General features: G+C 61.5%; 16 protein-coding genes and 1 pseudogene. 11 read left to right on the forward strand and 6 right to left on the reverse strand.

What is annotated here, in order from left to right:
* Window positions 1–67: 67 nt before the first annotated feature.
* The 3 genes from D3D02_RS14430 to D3D02_RS14440 are packed head-to-tail and all read left to right on the forward strand — an operon-like array spanning window position 68 to window position 4,576.
* Window positions 68–2,293, forward strand: coding sequence for a glycoside hydrolase family 3 N-terminal domain-containing protein (locus tag D3D02_RS14430; protein WP_121570698.1), 2,226 nt, complete (start codon window positions 68–70; stop codon window positions 2,291–2,293).
* A 43-nt stretch (window positions 2,294–2,336) separates the two neighbouring features.
* Complete coding sequence (locus D3D02_RS14435; RefSeq protein WP_121570699.1) at window positions 2,337–3,602, forward strand: mandelate racemase/muconate lactonizing enzyme family protein; 1,266 nt, start codon at window positions 2,337–2,339, stop codon at window positions 3,600–3,602.
* 8 nt (window positions 3,603–3,610) lie between these two features.
* Entirely contained in the window at window positions 3,611–4,576 is a 966-nt protein-coding gene (locus D3D02_RS14440; protein WP_121570700.1) for a C-terminal binding protein, read from the forward strand.
* Window positions 4,577–4,700: 124 nt separating this feature from the next.
* On the opposite strand, the gene D3D02_RS14445 is transcribed toward D3D02_RS14440, so the two are convergent.
* Together D3D02_RS14445 and D3D02_RS14450 are read right to left on the reverse strand one after the other, a co-directional pair.
* Complete coding sequence (locus D3D02_RS14445) at window positions 4,701–5,561, reverse strand: carbohydrate ABC transporter permease (RefSeq protein ID WP_121570701.1); 861 nt, start codon at window positions 5,559–5,561, stop codon at window positions 4,701–4,703.
* Between the two features lies 1 nt (window position 5,562).
* Entirely contained in the window at window positions 5,563–6,555 is a 993-nt protein-coding gene (locus D3D02_RS14450) for a carbohydrate ABC transporter permease (RefSeq protein ID WP_121570702.1), read from the reverse strand.
* A 281-nt stretch (window positions 6,556–6,836) separates the two neighbouring features.
* Between D3D02_RS14450 and D3D02_RS14455 the strand changes: the two genes are divergently transcribed.
* From D3D02_RS14455 to D3D02_RS14470, 4 genes are all read left to right on the forward strand, one after another.
* Entirely contained in the window at window positions 6,837–7,160 is a 324-nt protein-coding gene (locus D3D02_RS14455) for a UxaA family hydrolase (RefSeq protein ID WP_121570703.1), read from the forward strand.
* A gap of 5 nt (window positions 7,161–7,165) precedes the next feature.
* Complete coding sequence (locus D3D02_RS14460) at window positions 7,166–8,332, forward strand: UxaA family hydrolase (protein WP_121570704.1); 1,167 nt, start codon at window positions 7,166–7,168, stop codon at window positions 8,330–8,332.
* Window positions 8,332–9,336, forward strand: a complete 1,005-nt coding sequence (locus D3D02_RS14465; RefSeq protein WP_121570705.1) for an Ldh family oxidoreductase — start codon at window positions 8,332–8,334, stop codon at window positions 9,334–9,336. The genes D3D02_RS14460 and D3D02_RS14465 overlap by 1 nt, the downstream gene beginning before the upstream one ends.
* Before the next feature lie 73 nt (window positions 9,337–9,409).
* Window positions 9,410–10,783 (forward strand): ABC transporter substrate-binding protein, encoded by a 1,374-nt coding sequence (locus tag D3D02_RS14470; protein WP_121570706.1) that lies wholly within the window; start codon window positions 9,410–9,412, stop codon window positions 10,781–10,783.
* A gap of 237 nt (window positions 10,784–11,020) precedes the next feature.
* Here D3D02_RS14470 and D3D02_RS14475 read toward each other — a convergent pair whose 3' ends face one another.
* Window positions 11,021–11,923 carry a dihydrodipicolinate synthase family protein gene (locus tag D3D02_RS14475; protein WP_121570707.1) on the reverse strand — a complete coding sequence of 301 codons (903 nt, stop codon included), beginning with the start codon at window positions 11,921–11,923 and terminating at the stop codon, window positions 11,021–11,023.
* A gap of 362 nt (window positions 11,924–12,285) precedes the next feature.
* Between D3D02_RS14475 and D3D02_RS14480 the strand changes: the two genes are divergently transcribed.
* Window positions 12,286–13,767, forward strand: coding sequence for an aldehyde dehydrogenase family protein (locus D3D02_RS14480; RefSeq protein WP_121570708.1), 1,482 nt, complete (start codon window positions 12,286–12,288; stop codon window positions 13,765–13,767).
* A gap of 15 nt (window positions 13,768–13,782) precedes the next feature.
* Here D3D02_RS14480 and gfo6 read toward each other — a convergent pair whose 3' ends face one another.
* Window positions 13,783–14,868, reverse strand: a complete 1,086-nt coding sequence (gene gfo6, locus D3D02_RS14485) for a D-xylose 1-dehydrogenase Gfo6 (protein WP_121570709.1) — start codon at window positions 14,866–14,868, stop codon at window positions 13,783–13,785.
* Window positions 14,869–15,032: 164 nt separating this feature from the next.
* On the opposite strand from gfo6, the gene D3D02_RS14490 reads away from it, so the two are divergent.
* From D3D02_RS14490 to D3D02_RS14500, 3 genes and pseudogenes are all read left to right on the forward strand, one after another.
* Window positions 15,033–15,482 carry a universal stress protein gene (locus tag D3D02_RS14490; RefSeq protein ID WP_121570710.1) on the forward strand — a complete coding sequence of 150 codons (450 nt, stop codon included), beginning with the start codon at window positions 15,033–15,035 and terminating at the stop codon, window positions 15,480–15,482.
* Between the two features lie 319 nt (window positions 15,483–15,801).
* A pseudogene (locus D3D02_RS21215) lies at window positions 15,802–15,978 on the forward strand (RNA-guided endonuclease TnpB family protein); the annotation flags it as partial.
* 263 nt (window positions 15,979–16,241) lie between these two features.
* Window positions 16,242–16,934 carry a CPBP family intramembrane glutamic endopeptidase gene (locus tag D3D02_RS14500; protein ID WP_121570711.1) on the forward strand — a complete coding sequence of 231 codons (693 nt, stop codon included), beginning with the start codon at window positions 16,242–16,244 and terminating at the stop codon, window positions 16,932–16,934.
* Window positions 16,935–17,106: 172 nt separating this feature from the next.
* Here D3D02_RS14500 and D3D02_RS14505 read toward each other — a convergent pair whose 3' ends face one another.
* Together D3D02_RS14505 and D3D02_RS14510 are read right to left on the reverse strand one after the other, a co-directional pair.
* Complete coding sequence (locus D3D02_RS14505; RefSeq protein WP_199723110.1) at window positions 17,107–17,853, reverse strand: hypothetical protein; 747 nt, start codon at window positions 17,851–17,853, stop codon at window positions 17,107–17,109.
* A 173-nt stretch (window positions 17,854–18,026) separates the two neighbouring features.
* A complete protein-coding gene (locus D3D02_RS14510; RefSeq protein WP_158599377.1) occupies window positions 18,027–18,902 on the reverse strand; it encodes a CPBP family intramembrane glutamic endopeptidase in 876 nt (291 codons plus the stop codon).
* Window positions 18,903–19,012 lie beyond the last annotated feature (110 nt).

Below are 19,012 nucleotides of genomic sequence, written 5' to 3' on the forward strand. Positions count from 1 at the left end.
ATATTAAAATTACCCCGTCGGAGTGAGGGTTTTTGCCGTCTCCGGGCGAACGGTTGGATATTCATCGATGACTGCCCCACCTGATCTCGACACCCTCGTCGGCGAGATGGCGCTGGAATCGAAAGTCGCACAGCTCGGGACCGTTCGGATCGGATCGCTGCTGGAGGACGGTGCGTTCTCCCCGAGGCTGGCACGCGAGGTGATTCCTCACGGCGTCGGCCGAGTCACGCGGGTCGGCCGCGAAAGCGGACTCCCACCGCGTGCACTCGCCGCCGTCGTCGCAGATCTCCAATCGTTCCTGCGCACTGAGACGCCACACGGTATTCCCGCGTTCGTGCGCGAAGAGAGTCTCTGCGGGTACGCCGGCCGCAAGGGTGCGACTGTTCCGCAGGCGATCGGCATCGCGAGCAGTTGGGACCCCACGCTCGCACGCGAAGTCGCGTCGGCCGTCGGTGACCAACTGCGGGCCGTCGGGTGTCAACTCACGCTCTCGCCGGTGGCGGACGTGGGCGTCGAGCCGCGCTGGGGTCGAATCGAGGAGACGTTCGGTGAAGATCCCGCTCTGGCGGCCACGATGACCCGGCACGTGGTCGACGGTCTGGCAGACGCGAACGTCGATGCGACGCTCAAGCACTTCGTCGGTCACGGCCGACCGGTGGGCGGGCGGAACCGCGCTCGACCGACCGCGTCGCTCGACGAGATGCGCGATGCAGATCTCGTCCCGTTTCGTGCGGGCATCGCCGCCGGGGCGGCATCCGTAATGGCCGCGTACAACACCGTCGACGGCGTCCCGTGTCACGCCAACGAGCGGTTGCTCACCGATCTGTTGCGCGAGCAGTGGGGATTCCGAGGTACTGTCGTCTCTGACGGTCGGGGAATCGAGATGCTCGCCGACGACTACGAAGTCGCTTCGACTCGACGGGAGGCTGGCGTCCGTGCCTTGACGGCGGGCGTCGACGTCGAACTCCCCGAGACGGAGTGCTTCGGGGACCGCCTCGTCGCTGCCGTTCGAGACGGCGACGTCGACGAATCGTTCGTCGACAGAGCCCTTCGGCGACATCTCCGGCAGAAAGTCGACGCCGGACTGTTCACCGACGACTCACCGGCGCCCGCGAGTGTCACCGACGCATTCGAGACAGACGCGGTCCGACGATTGACTCGGCGTGCCGCCAGACGCTCGCAGGTCCTCCTCGATAACGACGGCGCGCTCCCGGTGTCGGCCGATGCAACTGTAGCACTCGTCGGGCCGAACGCCGACGCCCCGCGGAACCTCTTGGGGAACTATTCGTACGCAGGCGCAGAGAACGCCGACGGAGGCGTCGACATCGTGACGCCACGCGCGGCACTGCGGGACCGCGTCGCGGCCGTCAAATACGCTCCGGGTTGTGGGGTCCGAGCGACCGCCGAGGACGACATCGACGCGGCCGTCACCGCGGCTCGCGATGCAGACGTCGCCGTCGCCTGCGTCGGCGGGCAGTCGGGGATCGACGTCGAACGCGACTCGCCGGGGACGGCGGGCGAAGCGCTGGACCGCGCCGAACTCGGTCTCCCCGGCCGGCAGACGGAGTTAGTGCGCCGGGTGGCAGCGACGGGAACACCCGTTGTCGCTGTCCTCGTCAGCGGCCGGCCACTGGCCGTCCCCGAAGTCGTCGACTGCGCGGCAGCGACGATCGCCGCGTGGCTTCCGGGTCAGGAGGGAGGCGCCGCCATCGCTGACGTGCTCCTCGGGACAGATCCCGGTGGCCGACTCCCGGTGTCTGTGCCTCGCACTGTCGGGCAACTTCCGGTCGCCTATCGACAGGATTCCGTCTCTCGTGGCGAGTACGTCTTCACGCCTGGCGATCCGCTGTTCCCGTTCGGTCACGGCCAGAGCTACGCCGACTTCGAGTACGAGTCACTCACCGTTTCCGCACCCACACTGTCTCCTGATTCTTCGATCACCGCGTCGGTCGGCGTGCAGAACATCGCCGACCGGAAGGGGACGGAGGTGGTACAACTGTACACACGCCATCGAGGCGGACACACCGTTCGACCGACCCGTGAGCTGGTCGGATTCGCCCGTGTGGATCTTGACGCAGACGATCGTGCGACCGTCTCCTTCGAACTGTCTGCCGCGACGCTCGGCGCACACGACGCCGAGGGACGGTTCGTTCTCGAACCGGGGCGCGTCGAACTCGCTGTCGGGCGCTCTGTCACGGATCTGCGAACACGCGAGTCGATCGAAGTGACTGGTGAGACGACTGTGTTGCGCCGTCAATCGCCACTCGCTGACGCCAGTGTCGCGTTCCCGTAGTTCACCACAATCTTTAATCGGGCAATCTACGATTGCCAAGGCGATGACGCAAGACGACCAACCGGACTACCGCATTCCGCAGGGTGGCGGTGTGCCCTGGCGAGATATGGGGATGGAAGAGACGCATCGACCGCCCGAACGCGACATCGAGATTACGGCGATCGAGACGATGGCCATCGCGGGCAACTTCACGTGGGGCATCGTCAAGGTCGAGACTGACGCCGACGTCTACGGGCTCGGGGAGACGTTCCGCGCGGAGGCCGCACTCGATATGGCCGGGCGGATGGAGGTCGACCTGGAAGGGGAGAACCCGCTCGACACCGACCGGATTCGCGAACTCCTCGAACAGCGTTACACAGGCACTGGCCGCATCGGACAAGCCGCCTTCACTGCGATCGAGACGGCCTGTTACGACATCAAGGGAAAACTGTTCGACGTCCCGGTGTACGAACTGCTGGGCGGGAAGTACCGCGACGAGATCAAGATCTACTGCGATACGCACGGCGGCGAGTCCCTCGGCGAAGCGAGCGAGCACGATCCGACCGACGTCTACACGCCGGAGTCGTACGCCCGCGCGGCCCGGGAGGTCGTCGACGAGGGGTTCGAGGCGCTGAAGTTCGACTTGGACGTCCCGACGCACGCCGAATACGACGAAGCCAACCGACGGATGGACAACGCGGCGCTCGAACACAAGGTCAGCCTCGTCGAGGCCGTCCGCGACGAGATCGGCTACGACGTCGACCTCGGAATGGACCTCCATTGGAACTTCACCACCGAGACGGCCATTCGACTGGGGAAGAAACTGGAACGGTTCGATCTCGCGTGGATCGAAGACCCTGTCCCACCGGAGAAGACCGAATCTCAAAAGCGCGTCACCCAGGCGCTCGACACGCCGGTTTTGACCGGTGAGAATCTCGTCACGACCAGCCAGTTCAACGATGCAGCGTCCGAGGGGATGATGGACATCGCAGCCCCCGACGTGAACAAGTGCGGTGGCCTCGGCGAGTACGTCGACATCGCGACGGTGTGTGACCTGTACGGCATTCCGATCGCCTCTCACAACATCTCGAGCCCGCTCGGGACGATCGCCGGCGCGCACGTCTCGGCGGCGATCCCCAACTTCCTGTGTATGGAGTGGCACTCCCGCGACGTTCCGTGGTGGAACGAGATGTGCACTCGAGTCGAGGGCTCCGGCCCGATCCTCGAAGACGGCTACATCGACGTGCCCGAGGGTCCCGGCCTCGGTGTCGAGTTGAACCGCGACCTCTGTGAGCAGTACCTCGTCGACGGCTACGATCTCATCGTCTGAGTCCACTGATGTCTAAGTACACTGTCGTCGTTACAGATCACGATTTCGCGGATCTCTCGATCGAGCGGGACGGATTGTCGGACATCGCAGAGGTGGTCGAATTGACCGAGGGAGTCGGCAAGGAAGCCGCAGACGCACACGCGACGCTCGCTGAGGCGGACGCCGTGATCAACCTCCGCTACGACCTCGATGCGGCCGCGATCGACGCGCTCGATAGCTGCCAGGTCATCTCGCGCTACGGGATCGGCGTGGATAACATCGACACCGAGGCCGCTGCCGAGCGTAACATCCCCGTCACGAACGTCCCGGACTACTGTCTGGAGGAAGTCTCGATGCACGCGCTTTCGATGTTCCTCGCCCTCTCCCGGGGACTCACGAGCTACGACGCCAATGTTGCGGTCGGGGGCTGGGACCGCGACGCCGCGGTTCCGATCCACCGGTTCTCGACGCAGACCGTCGGCGTCGTCGGCTATGGGGCAATCGGCCGCGCCGTCGGCGAGCGCGCGGCCGCACTGGGTGCCGACGTCGTCGCCAGCGACCCGTTCCTCACCGAAAACGACGTCGCAGACGACCCCGCGACTTTGCTGGAGTTTGAGGAAGTGCTGGCACAGTCGGATTTCGTCACCGTCCACTCTCCGCTGACGCCTGAGACACGAGGTCTCTTCGACGCCGACGCCTTCGCCCAGATGGCCGATTCGGCGTACTTCGTCAACGTCGCGCGGGGGCCGATCGTAGACGATGATGCCCTCCTCGACGCGCTGTATGACGACGAAATCGCCGGTGCCGGACTCGATGTGTTCCCCGAGGAACCACCCACAGCGGACCACCCGCTCCGCGATCATCCCGACGTGATTACGACGCCCCACGTCGCGTGGTACAGCGAGGAAGCCAACGAGCAGCGTCGCCACACAGTCACCGACATCGTTCGGACCGTCTTGGAGGGCGGCGAGCCTGAGAACGTCGTCAACGACTAGCTCGGCTGTCTCTTTCTTCGACGTCGGCGCTCTTTGTCGGTCCGTCGCTCCTGCTCGCCGACCGCGACGCTCTGACACAGAGTACGCGACTCAGCATATCGAAAAAACGCAGCGCCTGACCGATTCAGGCTTTTCCGGTCGCCGTCAGTCCTTCCACGACCTTCCGCTGGAAGAACAGCATAAACAGGATGAGCGGTATCACGGACATAAACACGGCCGCCGAGATCGTTCCCCAGGGGTACTGGAACTCACCCTGATAGAGCGCGATGCCGACGGTGATCGTCCGCATCGAATCCTCCGTCATAAACGTCAGCGCGAAGAGGAACTCGTTCCACGCGTAGATGAACACGATGATCGCCGCGGTCGCCATCGCCGGCGCGGACACCGGCAGGATGATTCGGAACAGCACGCCGATCCGTGACAGACCGTCCATCAGCCCGGCTTCTTCGAGCGAGTCAGGCAACTCCTTGAAGTACGCCTGGAAGATCCAGACGGCGAAGGGCAACTGGAATGCGGCGTAGGGAATGATGAGGCCGAGATAGTTGTTGAGCAGCCCCCACGAACGCGCGAGGCTGAACAGCGGAATCAGTCGCGCGATGAAGGGGAGCATCGCCGTCCCGAGGATGAGCAAGAGGACGGGAAGCTTGAACCGGAAGCGGAGCCGCGAAAGCGCGTATCCGGCGAGCGATCCGAGCAGCACGTCCAAGACGGCGGTGCCGGTCGCGACGATCGCACTGTTGAGGAGGTACCGGAAGAACGGTGCGCCCTCGATGGCCGCGCGGTAGTTCGCGAGCGTCGGATTCCGCGGAATGTACTCGACGGGAAAGGTGACGACGTTCCCCGGTTGTTTGAGTGACGTAATAAACATCCAGAGGATGGGGAACACAGAGACGAGAGCAATAATGAAGATACTCCCGTAGAAGCCGACCTTCTTACCGACCCACTGGAACCGTTCGATTTCGAGGGTGTTCGAGTCGTAACTCATCTCAGCGCACCTCCGGTTCGTAGAGAGTCCCGACGTACACCATCGCGATCGCGAGGGCGATGAGAGTGATGATGGTCGCCGTCGCCGCGCCCTCGCCGAAGTTGAGTCGGTTGAACGTCAACTGGTGGTCGAACAGCACGAGCGTGGTCGTCGCCGAGGCCGGCCCGCCGCCGGTCAGTCCGAAGGGCAGACCGAACGCCTGGAACGCCGGCAGCGTCCGGAAGATGAGCGCCACGAGGAGCGTCGGCTTCAGGAGCGGCAGCGTGATGTCCCAAAACTGCCGGATCCGGGAAGCCCCGTCCATCCGTGCGGCCTCGTAGAGGTGGTCCGGGATCGACTGGAGGCCGGCGAGTAAGATCAGCGCCATAAACGAACTCGTCTTCCAGATCGTGATAAAGAGCATCGCATACAGCGCGGTGTCCGGCTTCGCCAGGAAGGGGAACGGCTGCTGAAGGATCCCGACACGAATCAGCAGGTCGTTGATGACGCCGTACTGCCCGTTGAACATCCACGCCCAGATGCGCGCGTTGATCACGGTCGGAATCGCCCACGGAAACAGGATCGCCGCCTGTGCGAAGTATTTGCCCTTGAACTCGCGGTTGAGCAAGAGTGCGAGCCCCAACCCGAGCACCAGTTCGATGGGGACGCTGACGAACGTGTAGATGAGTGACACCCGGAGCGCGTTCCAGAAGCCGTCCCCGTTGAGGAACTGATCCAGCAGCGGACCGCTGCCGTACAGATCACGGTAATTCTCGAGGCCGACGAACTCCTGCGGATTGATCTCCAGTACGTATCCCGTATGCAGGCTCCCTACCACGGTATCGAAAATCGGGTAAAACGACACCGCGAGCAGAAAAGAGACCACTGGCGTCAGCAGGATCACTGCCAACTCCTCTTCGGTGAACCTGAGGTCACGATACCGCTGCAGTCTGTTTTGCCGTCCCGAGCCCTCCCCGTAGGTAGCGCCGGACGAGCTTTCAACTGTATCTGCCATTCGTATGCTCTAACGAGAGTCTTTCACTATAAAACTACAGGGACGCCTGCACCGACGAACCCCCATCGCCGACGGCAGACGAGTCTCCACTCAGTCGATCACCTCGACTGTGGGAGAGCTCTGGCAGTGATACTGTCTGACAGAACGATGTGGATATTCTTGACCTACAGGGTACCGCACTGCATCACGGACTGATGTCCGACAGTATGAGTTGTCGATTCCCGAACGACGTTTGACTAGGAGAAAACATTATAAACTGTGACATCCGTTGACCGAAACGCATGGCAGACAGATACCTAGAGGTAGTCGAACCTGACGACAACGTCGCGACGGCCCTCCGTGAACTCGAAGCCGGTGAGACGGTCGCGGTCGCCGTCGGCGACGAGGAGCGCACCGTCGAGGTGTCCGAAGACGTTGTGTTCGGGCACAAAATCGCCATCGAGGACATCGCCGATGGCGAGACGATCACGAAGTACGGCAAGAGCATCGGCAACGCGACGGAGGACATCCCCGCTGGAACGTGGGTCCACGTCCACAACGTCGAGAGCAACTACGGTCGCGGCGACCTCGCGGACGGCGAACAAACTGCGGCAGTGAGTGAGTGATTGATATGAGTGAATTCCTCGGTTACGAACGAGACGACGGGAGCGTCGGCATCCGAAATCACGTCGCGATCATCTCGACGGCACCCTACGCCAACGACACGGTCAAGCGCGCAGCGGAGATCGTCGAGAACACGGTTCCGATAACCCATCCGCTTGGCCGCTGTCAGACCAAGCCCGACGTCTTCCAGACCTATCGGACGCTGCTCGGATACGGCACCCATCCGAACGTCTACGGGACAGTCGTCGTCGCCCACGCCGGCGAGATCGTCGACGGCGACGAACTCGCTTCCGACGTCGCTGAAACCGGCCGTCCGAGCGATTCCGTCAACATCCACGGCGAGAAAGGCGTGATGAACGCGCTCCAGCGGACGGTGAACTCCGCGCGTGAGATGGTGCAGGAAGCCAGCGACCAGCGTCGCGTGCCCGCCGATATGTCGAATCTGACGTTCGGGATCAACTGCGCGACGTCGGACACGACGAGTGGCCTCTGTCAGCACAAAGCGACAGCACGGGCTGCGTGGCGACTTATCGACGACCACGACGGGCGAGCGTGCTTCGCCGAAACGCCCGAGTTCTTCGGCGGCGAGCACGAGCTCGCCGAGCGCGCGGTCAACGACGAAGTCAAACAGGAGATCCTCGACCGCGTCGAGCACTGGGACCAGCGCCTGCAGGCGACCGGCTACGACGTCCGAGGCGCACAGCCGACGCCGGATAATATGGACGGCGGCCTGACCACGATCGAGGAGAAGTCCCTCGGTGCACTCGTGAAGTCCGGTGACGGTCCTATTCAAGACATCGTCGACTACGGTGCGCGGATTCCTGACGACTCCGGGATGTACATTATGGACACGCCGGGGCACGGTGCCGAGTCGGTTACGGGTATCGGCGCGGGCGGCGCGCACTTTATGGTGATCTCCACCGGGCAGGGCCACACGCTCTCGAACGCGATTATGCCCACGATCAAGATCACCGGAAACCCCGGGAGCGCCGAGCGCGTTCCCGAGCAAACCGACGTCGACGTCAGTGAGGCGCTCGTCGGCGACCAGAGCTTCGACTGGGCCAGCGACCAACTCTGGGACGAAATCGAAGATGTCGTCAACGGGAAACTGACGATGAGCGAGGCGATGGGCGAAAGCCAGTTCGCCATTCACCGGATCGGCCCCTCCACATAATGGAGGTCGACAGGCAACGCGCGGTCGCGGTTGCCGCCGACGCCTTCCGCGCGCACGGAATCACTGACGCGGACGCAGCGCAGACGGCCGAAGTCCTCGTGAGTGCCGATGCACGTGGAAAGCACTCTCATGGGCTGTTACGGCTCCCGCGGTTCGTTCGAGGCATCGAGTCGGGGAACGTCGACCCGACGGGCTCGATCGACGTCGTCGCCGAGACGGGCGGCGCAGCTACGATCAGTGGTGGGTCCCGACTCGGCCCCGTCGTCGCAAGCGCAGCGGCTGCCGAAGCGATGGACCGTGCCGACGAGTTCGGGGTTGGCGTCGTCGGCGTCCACGACTCGAACCACCTGGGGATGCTCGGGTATTACACCGATCAGCTCCAGCGAGAGGGATACGTCGGCATCGCGATCACGAACACGGAACCGGCGATGCCGCCACACGGCGGTTCCGAGCCCGTATTAGGAACCAACCCCATCGCTATCGGCCTCCCAACCGAGCCGGTCTTCAATCTGGATATGTCGACGTCAGCTATCGCTCGCGGCACCGTCCTCCACAAGAAAGAGACTAACGAGGAACTTCCCAGCGGAGTCGCTCTCGACGCCAACGGCCAGCCGACCACCGATCCCACCGCAGCCCTCGAAGGAACCATCCTCCCGTTCGGGGGCGCGAAGGGTTCGGGACTAGCCATCGCCGTCGAGGTCTTGGCCGGTGGGCTCGTCGGTGCGGCGATGGGCTCCGACGTCACAGGAACGTACCACACGACAGATCCCTGTACGAAGGGCGATCTGTTCCTCGCGATCGATCCCGACGCGATGGGTGCGTCGGATTTCAGTGAGAGGGCAAGCGACTTCCTGGCAGATCTGACCGAGAGAGAGCCAGCCGCTCACGTTGACGAGATCCGACTGCCCGGCCAACGCTCCGTCGAGCGCGACCGCTCGGCGACGGCGGTCGAAGTCGGCGAGGAACTCTGGACTGAAGTACGGGAACTCGCAGCCGACGAGTAGCTCTCCTTACTCCCGCAACCCCTCTACTATATAACAATAATTATTAATAGGGGATGTCCCAATCGTTGGGTGTATGACACGGAAGGTCACGAACCAGCGTAGGCGAACGGTTCTCAAGACGATGGCTGGTGGCAGCATCGCGCTGCTTGCTGGCTGTAGCGGTACCAGCGACTCTGGTGGCGACGGCACTGACAGCAACACCGATTCGGATGCGACTGATCAAACCGATGGAAGTACCGAGAGCGGCGGGAGTACCGAGAGTGGCGAGTCACTGGAGATGACCTACGTCTACCCCGGCTACTTCAGCAACGACGCCCAGAGCCTCGTTCCGATGTTCGAAGAGCAGGCCTCGGGCATCACCGTCGAGTCTCAGCAGACGCCGTCTGACGCGTCCTCGACGCGTGAGTACTACGTCAATCAGTTCGTCTCCGGTTCGTCGTCGTTCGACGTCGGCAATATGGACGTCATCTGGCCCGCGGAGTTCGCCCAGAACGGCTGGGCAGCCGAAGTCAACGATCCCGAAGGTCACACCGAGAATATGCTCCAGACGCCGATTGACTCGGTGACTGTCGACGGGACGATGTACGGAATGCCGATTCACACGGACGCGAACGCGCTGTACTACCGGACGGACCTCCTCGAGGAGTACGGCTACGACAGCCCGCCCACGACGTATATGGAACTGGTCAATATGGCGCAAGACATTATGGACCAGTCCGATGAGAACCTCAACGGCTACATCTGGCAAGGCGGGTCCAACGAGGGACTGACGATTATGTGGCTCAACTGGTTCTGGGGGATGGGCGGTGAACTCCGTCAGGACGGGAACCTCGTGGTCAACTCCCAGGAGGGGATCGATGCCCTCGCGCACGCCGTCGACCTCATCCACGAATACGGCGTCACCCCAGAGTCTATTCCGGCGTCGTCGACGGACCAGAACCGCCAGACGTTCCAACAGGGCAATACCATCTTTATGCGTAACTGGCCTTACGCGGTTGCACTGATGAACGAGGACGGGTCACCTGTCAAAGGGAAGTTCGACGTCGCACCGATGCCCAAAGCCGAGGGCAACCCTGACGCGAAGAACTCCTGTCTCGGCGGGTGGAATCTGTTCATCAACGCCAACTCGGAGAACAAAGAGGCCGCACAGCGGTTCGCGAGCTATATGTCGTCGATGGAAGCCCAAGAGAAGATGGCGCTGGAACACAGTCGACTCCCCGTCCGCCAGGAACTGTACTCTGACGAGTACTACGAGCAGGCCTCCCAACTGGAGACGTTCGCCAAGATCGTCGATCAGACCAGCGCTCGACCGGCGACGCCACAGTATTCGACGTTCTCGGAGATCGTCTACACCAACTGCAATGCCGCTCTCGTCCAAGAGAAGACGCCCGAAGAAGCGCTCAACGACGCTCAAGAAGAAATCGACAGCGAAGTCAACAACGCCTGACTGCGACGCATTCCAGCCACCACGACGGGTCCCGAGCTATCTGTATCCGGATTTTTGTCGATACTGTCTCTCCGATAGTAGCATTTGCAGTTCTTCACGTCCCCGATTGCCCGACAGCATATGGTCTGGTGCGCAACCAGTTGCAAACACTACCACAGCCGTCGCCTTGCTCGGCGTCTAGCTGAGGGGCCATCGCCGTAGCGGTCCGTACGAGTGCGAAGGAAAGAGAGCCGCAGCCTATAGCGTCTGTTTATCGAACTGATCCGTAATCCGCCGATATGCCGCCGTCAGCGCTGTCTGCTCTTCGTCAGTGAGTTGGGGGAGCGGCGGCAGCGGCGAGCCGATGTCGAGTCCGTCGAGTTTCACGAGGTACTTCAACGCCGCTGCTGTGGGGACATCACTCGTAGCCCCCACGAACGGTGTGACCACGGTCTGCATCAGTCGTTGAGCTTCCACGAGATCGCCGCGGTCGTAGGCCTCGTAGAGATCAGTCATCACTCGCGGAAAGACGTTCGCCGGACCGGCGATGAGGCCGTCCGTTCCGACGCCCAGGGAAGCCGTCGCCAACTGGGTCGCTCCCTGGAACACGAGGAAGTCATCCGGCGTTTCGCTGACGGCGCGGTAGTGGTAGTTCAGGTCACCAGACGTATCCTTGAGACCGACGATATTGTCGTGTTCGGCGAGATCACCTACCAGATCGATTCCGATCTCGTTGCCTGTCAGCGGCGGAATGTTGTACAGGAGCAGCGGAAGTGCGGACTGATCGGCGATCGTCGTGAAGAACCGTTCGAGGCCGGGCTGGGTCGTCGTCAGATAGTACGGTGAGACCACGACTGCGGCGTCCGCACCCGCTTCCTCTGCAGACGAGATTTTGTCGAGTACCGCACCCACACTCGTGTCACAACAGCCGGCGAGAACGTTCGTTCTTCCGTCGGCCACTTCGGCTACCGTCTCGATGACTTGTCGGTTCTGCGCCGCCGTCAGACTCGGAAACTCACCGATCGAACTGCCCGGGAAGAGCCCGTGCACGCCTGCCTCCACGAGCCCCCGGGTAAACTTCCTGAGGGCTGTATCGTCGACCGCCCGCCGTGACCGGCGGGTAGGCGTCGCCATAGGAACCACTGTTCCTGCAAGATTCATAATTACCGTACCGAGCACCACTCAGTTATAACTTGGGATGAGGTCACACACAGCCGTATCGACTTCGATGGATTAGTTCATATTTTTCACCGGGGTCATTCGGTCGTCTTCGCAACGCGAGCAGCGCTATGTCTCCAAGACTGACCGAGAGGAACGTGTACAACCGGCTGGTTGCGAGAATCCGAACGACCGCACCCAGAACGCTTGTTATAGTAGCATTTTAAACTTATCGCGCATCCAATCGCACGACAGCGTATGGTCCGATGGGTGAAGGCTTGCAAATGCTACTGTAGTGCCGCCATCGCGGAGTTGCCTCCGAAGCCTGCGTAACACTTATAATTCTAATCTGCAACGAATCCGATATGAGCCAGCAAGTAGCTACAAGTCTGGATAGACAGATGCTCGTCGGCGGCAACTGGATCGATGCTCAGGAGCGAACCGACGTTATACACCCATACGACGGCCAACTCGTCGGCTCAGTTCCGGTGGCGAGCGAGGAGACAGTCGTCGAAGCGATCGATGCAGCAGCGGAGGCCTTCCACGCCACAGACCTCTCTGCGTACCAACGATACGAGTTGCTCTCTGAAACAGCCAGACTCGTCGAAGAGCGCGCCGACGAAATCGCTCACATCCTCACCAGCGAGCAAGGGAAACCGCTGACTGAGGCCCGTGGTGAGGTTGACCGCGCCGTCCAGACGCTCGATCTCTCAGCCGAGCAGGCCAAGCGTCTCTTCGGTGAGTTCGTCCCGATGGACGCCCAGAAAGGTTTCGCACGGGATCACTGTTTCACGCAGCGTGAACCGATGGGCGTCGTCGCAGCCATCACGCCGTTCAATTTCCCACTGAACCTGATGGTACACAAGATCGGCCCCGCACTCGCGGCCGGCAACAGCGTCGTCGGGAAACCCGCGACGAACACGCCGTTGTCCGCCATCGCACTGTTCGAGTGCCTCGATGACGCCGCCGACGCCATCGACGCGACGGTCCCCGATGGACTGTTCAACATCGTAACCGGGTCGGGTTCGACCATCGGTGACGTGATCCTCGACCACGACGCGATCGAAGCCATCTCGTTCACCGGATCGACACCGGTCGGGAAGTACCTCGCGAACAACAGCGGAATGAAGGAAGTGACGCTGGAGCTCGGCGGCAACGATCCCACGATCATCTGGAGCGATACGGACATCGAAGCGGCCGCCGCGCAAGTCGTCGGCGGCGCGTGCTCGAACGCCGGCCAGGTCTGCAACAGCGTCGAGCGCGTCATCGTCCCCGAGGAGATCGAAGCGGAGGCCATCGAGGCCATCGTCGATGCGGCCGAGGCACTCACCGTCGGCGACCCTCTCGAGCCTGGAACCGATGTTGCATCGATGGTCGACGACGAACAGTTCGAGAATCTCGTCGACCTGTTCGAAGAGAGCGTCGAGGCCGGTGCGACCGTCGAGTGCGGCGGGAACTACGGCGGCGACCTTGGCCCGCGGACCTTCGAACCCACTGTGCTCTCAGACGTGACTCCCGATATGCCCGCGGTAAAGGAGGAGACGTTCGGTCCGCTCGTCCCCGTCGTCGTCGTCGAGGACTTCGATGCCGCTATCGAGGAGGCCAACAATACGAACTACGGACTCGAAGCCGGCCTCTTCACCCAGGACATCGACCGGGCCAAGCGAGCGGCTGACGAGATCGACGCGGGCGGCGTCAACATCAACACTGTCAGTGGCTTCCGCACCGATCATATGCCGTACGGTGGATTCAAAGACTCCGGTGTCGGCAAAGAGGGAATCAAATACGCCGTCGAGCACTTCTCTCGGGAGAAACTCGTCGGATTCCATCAGGGGTTCAACGGATAGTTCTCGCGGTCGCTGTCACTCCAGGGAGACCCAGCAATCTGACTCGGCGGCTTCGTACACGGCCTCCATCGCGCGCATATCGACGAGACCGTGATTGCCGTCCGGATCGATCGATTTCGACCCCCGGATACGGTCGGCAAAGTAGTCGAATTCCTCCAGCATTTGATCCACTTTCTCGACACTGATCGTCGCCCGGCCGTCACCGCGTGACACGTGCAGCTGCCGCGTCTGATCCTGGAAGAACGCCGGCTCGACGCGGACCTGTCCTTCGGTGCCAGTGACAGTGATTCCCGACGACTGACGAGCGTTGTGACTGGCGTAACACTGCGCGTACACCTCGTGTGGGAACTCGACTGTAAAAGCAACCGTCTCGTCAACCTCGTCGAAGGCATCGTGCGTGCTCGAGGTGTTGCCCGTGACGGAAACGGGCTCTGCATCGAGCAGGAATCGGGCCGTGTTCAGCGGATAGATCCCGATGTCGAACAGCGCGCCGCCGCCAGCCAGCGCTTCGTCGAGACGCCACTGATCGGGGTTGGGATCGATCCGGTCGAGCAGCCGTTGGGACATATTTCCAGTCACCGACATCGGCTCGCCGATATAACCGTTCGCGATGAGTTCGCGAGCGCGCCGAACCGCGGGTTCAGTATGCATCCGGTACCCGATCATCAACTCGATGTTGGCTCGGGCAGCGGTCTCTCTGAGTTCGACAGCCCGTTCGCTGTCCCGTTCCATCGGCTTCTCACACAAGACGTCCTTGCCGAACTCGGCGGCCGTTTCGACGTACTCCAGGTGTAGGGCATTCGGGGTGACGATATAGACGGCGTCGTATGCATCGCGTGCTGCCCCATCGTGGAACTCGTCGTAGGTGATTCCGAGCCCCGCGCCGTCGGTTTCGGCCGCGATACGTTCAGCCTTTGCCGACGAACTACTGACCAGTACGGAGGGCTCACACAGGTTGGATTGTTCGAGCGCAGGGAGAGCCCGACCCTTAGTGAACCACCCGAGACCGACGACGGCGAATCGAACCGGTTCGATATCTGTCGGATCGATTGTCTGCCAGTCACGCTTGCAGCTGTTCGCGAGAAGGCTATCGAGGTCCATAGTGGCCCAACTCTTTCTGGTGTGATAAATGATTGTCTCCCGAACCGTCGAGCGCTGGAGGGGTGAAAGCCGCGCTGGGGCAGCGCTGTCGCTGCGGAGCGATCATCGAACGCTGTCGCACAGTAGTCTGCAGATTTATAGTAGTCGGCTCAGAGAGTATTTGTATGTCGTTGCACAACGTCTTACTCGCAGTCGGCCCCGGAGACAAAGACCGTATCGAACAGATGGCACAGACGCTCGTCGATATCGCCGGGCCTTCTGATGCAACTGTCCTTCTCGCACACGTCTTTACGCAAGACGAATTCGACTCGACGCTTGAGCGAATGAATATCGAGGACAGTGCGGACATCCCAGCCGATACTGTCGCACGTCAACACGCGACGATAAAGACGATCGCAGAGAGGCTCGACGACGAGGATCTCACGTACGAGATCAAAGGTGCCATCGGATCACACGGTGACGAGATCATCCGCCTTGCGACTGAGGCCAATTCAGACCTCGTCATCGTCGGGGGACGGAAACGATCACCTACAGGGAAGGCCGTCTTCGGATCAACGGCGCAAGAAGTGATGCTTTCAGCCCCCTGTCCCGTTACGTTTGTCCGAGGAGAATAACATATATAATAAATTGTATGTCTCATTGAAATTCCAAAGTCTGTTCTGAAGCGTCATAGATACATTTTTTCTGGAGTATGGATTATTTATATAATATTTTTGTATAATGTTCGGAAGTGGTGTTTTAAGTTCAGAAGGCATTGTCTAGTTCGGCCAGTTTGAGGGTTGAGCCAGTCGTAAGGTTCGTTTGGAACAATGCTCGCCGACCTGCTGAGCAAGCACTTCACGGCCAGATCAACGCTGGTTGTCACGGGTCGATCGCTTCCGCCCTGTCAACTCGACGAATTCCCGCACGGTGGGAACTGACAATGTGAGCTAGTACGAGGTGAACGCGGACTACAACGGCGCGAAGAACATCGGGCTACGGTACGCTCGAAAGCGGACACACAAACTCCGTTCCTCGCCCAAGTCGGAGAGCGGAGACGCAGAAGTAGACCTGCGTGTGAATGGTGGGACGTTGAACGGCGAGAGTCACTGGCCTATTGCCGGGGACTGATTGCCGGGAGTCCACATCAAAGCCCCACCCTCAAGGACCGAGGCGCGTATGCGCCGAGGGAGTAGGGTAGGGTAGTTTACCGTTATGCCCGTCATCGTCGCTGCAGTACTGGCCGTGAAGTACGTCCTCTCGATGACGGACGAAGGACAATCCCCGGCGGATGAGCACCGGCGCCAGACGGCCTGAGAGCGACGTCCGGTCGGGTCCAGACGGACGCCGAGGGAAAGCGCTGTTATACGTGTTTCAAGGAATACTAGACACGTATGTCCTCCGCCGCGAGTGAAACACCGCACGGCTCTCGATCAGGTCTCTCGGTTGCTGTTCTCGTCGGCCTCGTCGTTTCGTTGTTCGGTGGGACCTTACTTGGACAGTTTGCTCTCCCGCGATGGGTCGCGATCTCGACGGCCAGATCGATGCTGGCGAACTCGCTCAGTAGCTGGCTGCTAGTCGGCGTGCTTCTCGGTGTCGTGGTCTACTGGGAGGGCCGGCAGTTGGAGTCGATCGGTCTCCGACTGCCGACTCGAACGGAAATGGCTGTCGGGCTCGGGGCTGGACTCGGCGGGGTCGTTCTCGGTCTCCTCGTCACCGGCGTCGCCGTCGTCACGCTGAATCTCGACCAACCGGAGACGCTGTCGGCAATCACCCAACTCTCGGCCCCGATACAACTCGCCGTCGTCGGAACAGGCGTGATCGTCGAAGAGATACTCTGGCGCGGGTATCCGATCGAACGACTGACCGAGTTGACCGGCCGGCTGTGGGTTGGCGCCGGTCTCAGTGGTCTCGTGTTTCTCGCCGTGCACTATCCGGCGTGGGGCCTCGCCGGCGCGATTCCGCAGGCGGTCTTTACCGTCGTCCTCGTCGGCGTGTACGTCTGGAGTCGTAACGTTGTGGTCAGTATGCTCACACACGGTGTCATCAACGTCGTGATGATCTTCGTGCTGCCTGCGTTCCTCTGATCTCTGGACCAACAGGATGCTTGCCCCCGACGGCCCACACGTATCTCAGTACCCTCAACTCGGCAGGACTGTCTGATCTGTGCTCCCAGATCAGAGACAATTCGCGTCAGTTACCGTCTGTGGGTTTCGTGCTCTCGTCCCGTTTCGTCGCCACCACGAGATGAGTAGCGCGTCAGGAGGGGGTCGTCTGATCCGACACGTCCGTCGTGGGCTGTGCCGTCTCGAGCCGTTCGGCTCGCGATCGGAGCCCTCGAAGCATCTCGTGAGTCATTATGGACATAACCGGATCCAGCACCAACTGGGCGGCAACGCGGACGACCGGGTTCTCTGGAAGACGAATGCGCGAGCGGACCAGTATCCGGGTCGTCGTCTCGCTGACCGGCTCGAGCACGAACGACCAGACCCACCCCGTCGGCTCGTCGGGGGTCTGCAGGACCAGCGCCCGCTCCGGCTCGAACGCGACGACCTCCAGTGTCGCATCCGGAAACCGGTCTGCTCGACCGAGCCGGACGGTGTCACCGACCGAGAGTTCCTGCCACTCGGTGACGATGCGGTCCGCGTTGTGGATATCGAGTCCGAAGATGTTCTCCGCCCACTCGTGGCTGTAGAACCCGCCCTGCTCCTGACCGAGCTGTCGCAACCACGGCCAGATCGCGCCGGTTGTGGCGTCGACACTGATCGCCATCGTCGATTCGGCGTCCGGTTCGGGGAGCCTGTCGTCGCCGGGGAGCGATGCACGGACCTCCTCAGACGTCGCGCCCCAGTTCAACATTCGCGGGCGGACCAGCATCCAGTAGGCGACCCCGAGGAGTGTGCCGACCACCAGCCACTCGATGCGACCTTTCCAGATTTTCCTAGCCGGCCGCGGAGAGTCGTTCGAGATCGAGGCGGTGCGTTTGGTGTTTGCATCGGTTGTCATTTACCTTCCTCCGTGTGAATACTGGGGTCTGGAAGCTAAGAACGAGGTAGCTCATTTCCAAGGGTCGAGAATCCGGGGGATCGATCCTTTCAAGCAGGCAGCTCAGGCCCATCCGCAGTTTCTCACAGACGCTGAAGAGCGAGCAAACGGAAATACTGATCGTCGATCCGTTCTCAGGACTTGAGTCCAACAGCTTCAGCACCCGGTATTTCCCGGTTGGCGAGCCGGTCTGAACCGTACACAACGACCAAGAGGAGTGCGATAGCCACCAGTGGAATCATTCCTGTCACCTCCGATAGCAGACTCAACGATGGGTCGGGCACCCCGCCGGGGGCTATTGCTTCTGTATCAGCGGGATGGAGGACGCCCATTCCGTTGATCCCAGCGTGGAACACAGCGACGGCGAGGACACTCCCGCCCGTGCTGTTGTACATCCACGTCCAGAGGATCGCCCCGGAGAGAATCGAGACGATCCAGAGCAGTTGCTGTGAGAGTGCCCAGCCGCCCTGGGTCGTCGCCGGGTTAACGAACAGCGGGAGGTGCCACCCGACCCAGGTGACACCGACGAGAAGGCTCGCGACTAGCGCGCTGTAGTTCTCTTGCAGGATCGGGAGCATAAACCCCCGCCAGCCGAGATCCTCCTGGCCACCGCCCCAGACAGTGCCCCAGGCCAGCACGAAGAGGTAGATCCCCGGGGACGGAAGCGAACGCACATCAATCGGCCCGCCGAATGCAACGAACAGGGCTACTCCCACAGTCAAGACGAGGAGGGGCAGCCCGAGGGCAAGCGCCCACCATTTGATGCCGATGCGCCAGCGGAAGAACTGTCCAATCCATTTACGAAGGTCGCCGTCGCTGGCCCAGATGACGACCGCGGCGCCGACAGGCGGCCCGAAGCCCCCGAATCCGATAAGAATCGATTGGGTCCACGAGGCTTCGAGCCCACTCGCGATGACCACACCTTGGATACTCCAAGTAAACGCGTACGTGATTGCGATGAAGGAGAGCAGCCGATGCCGGTCGATCCACGAGCGAACGGAGGATGTCATATACAGACATACCCGAACGAACCAGATAATAGTTCGGCGGGTCAGAAACGAGCCAACGCCGCATTCTATGGAATGCGGGGCATCGCTGTGCATCCTACTGCGGCGTAGTG

The sequence above is a fragment of the Halobellus sp. Atlit-38R genome (genome assembly GCF_003665925.1).
Lineage (GTDB): Archaea > Halobacteriota > Halobacteria > Halobacteriales > Haloferacaceae > Haloquadratum > Haloquadratum inordinatus.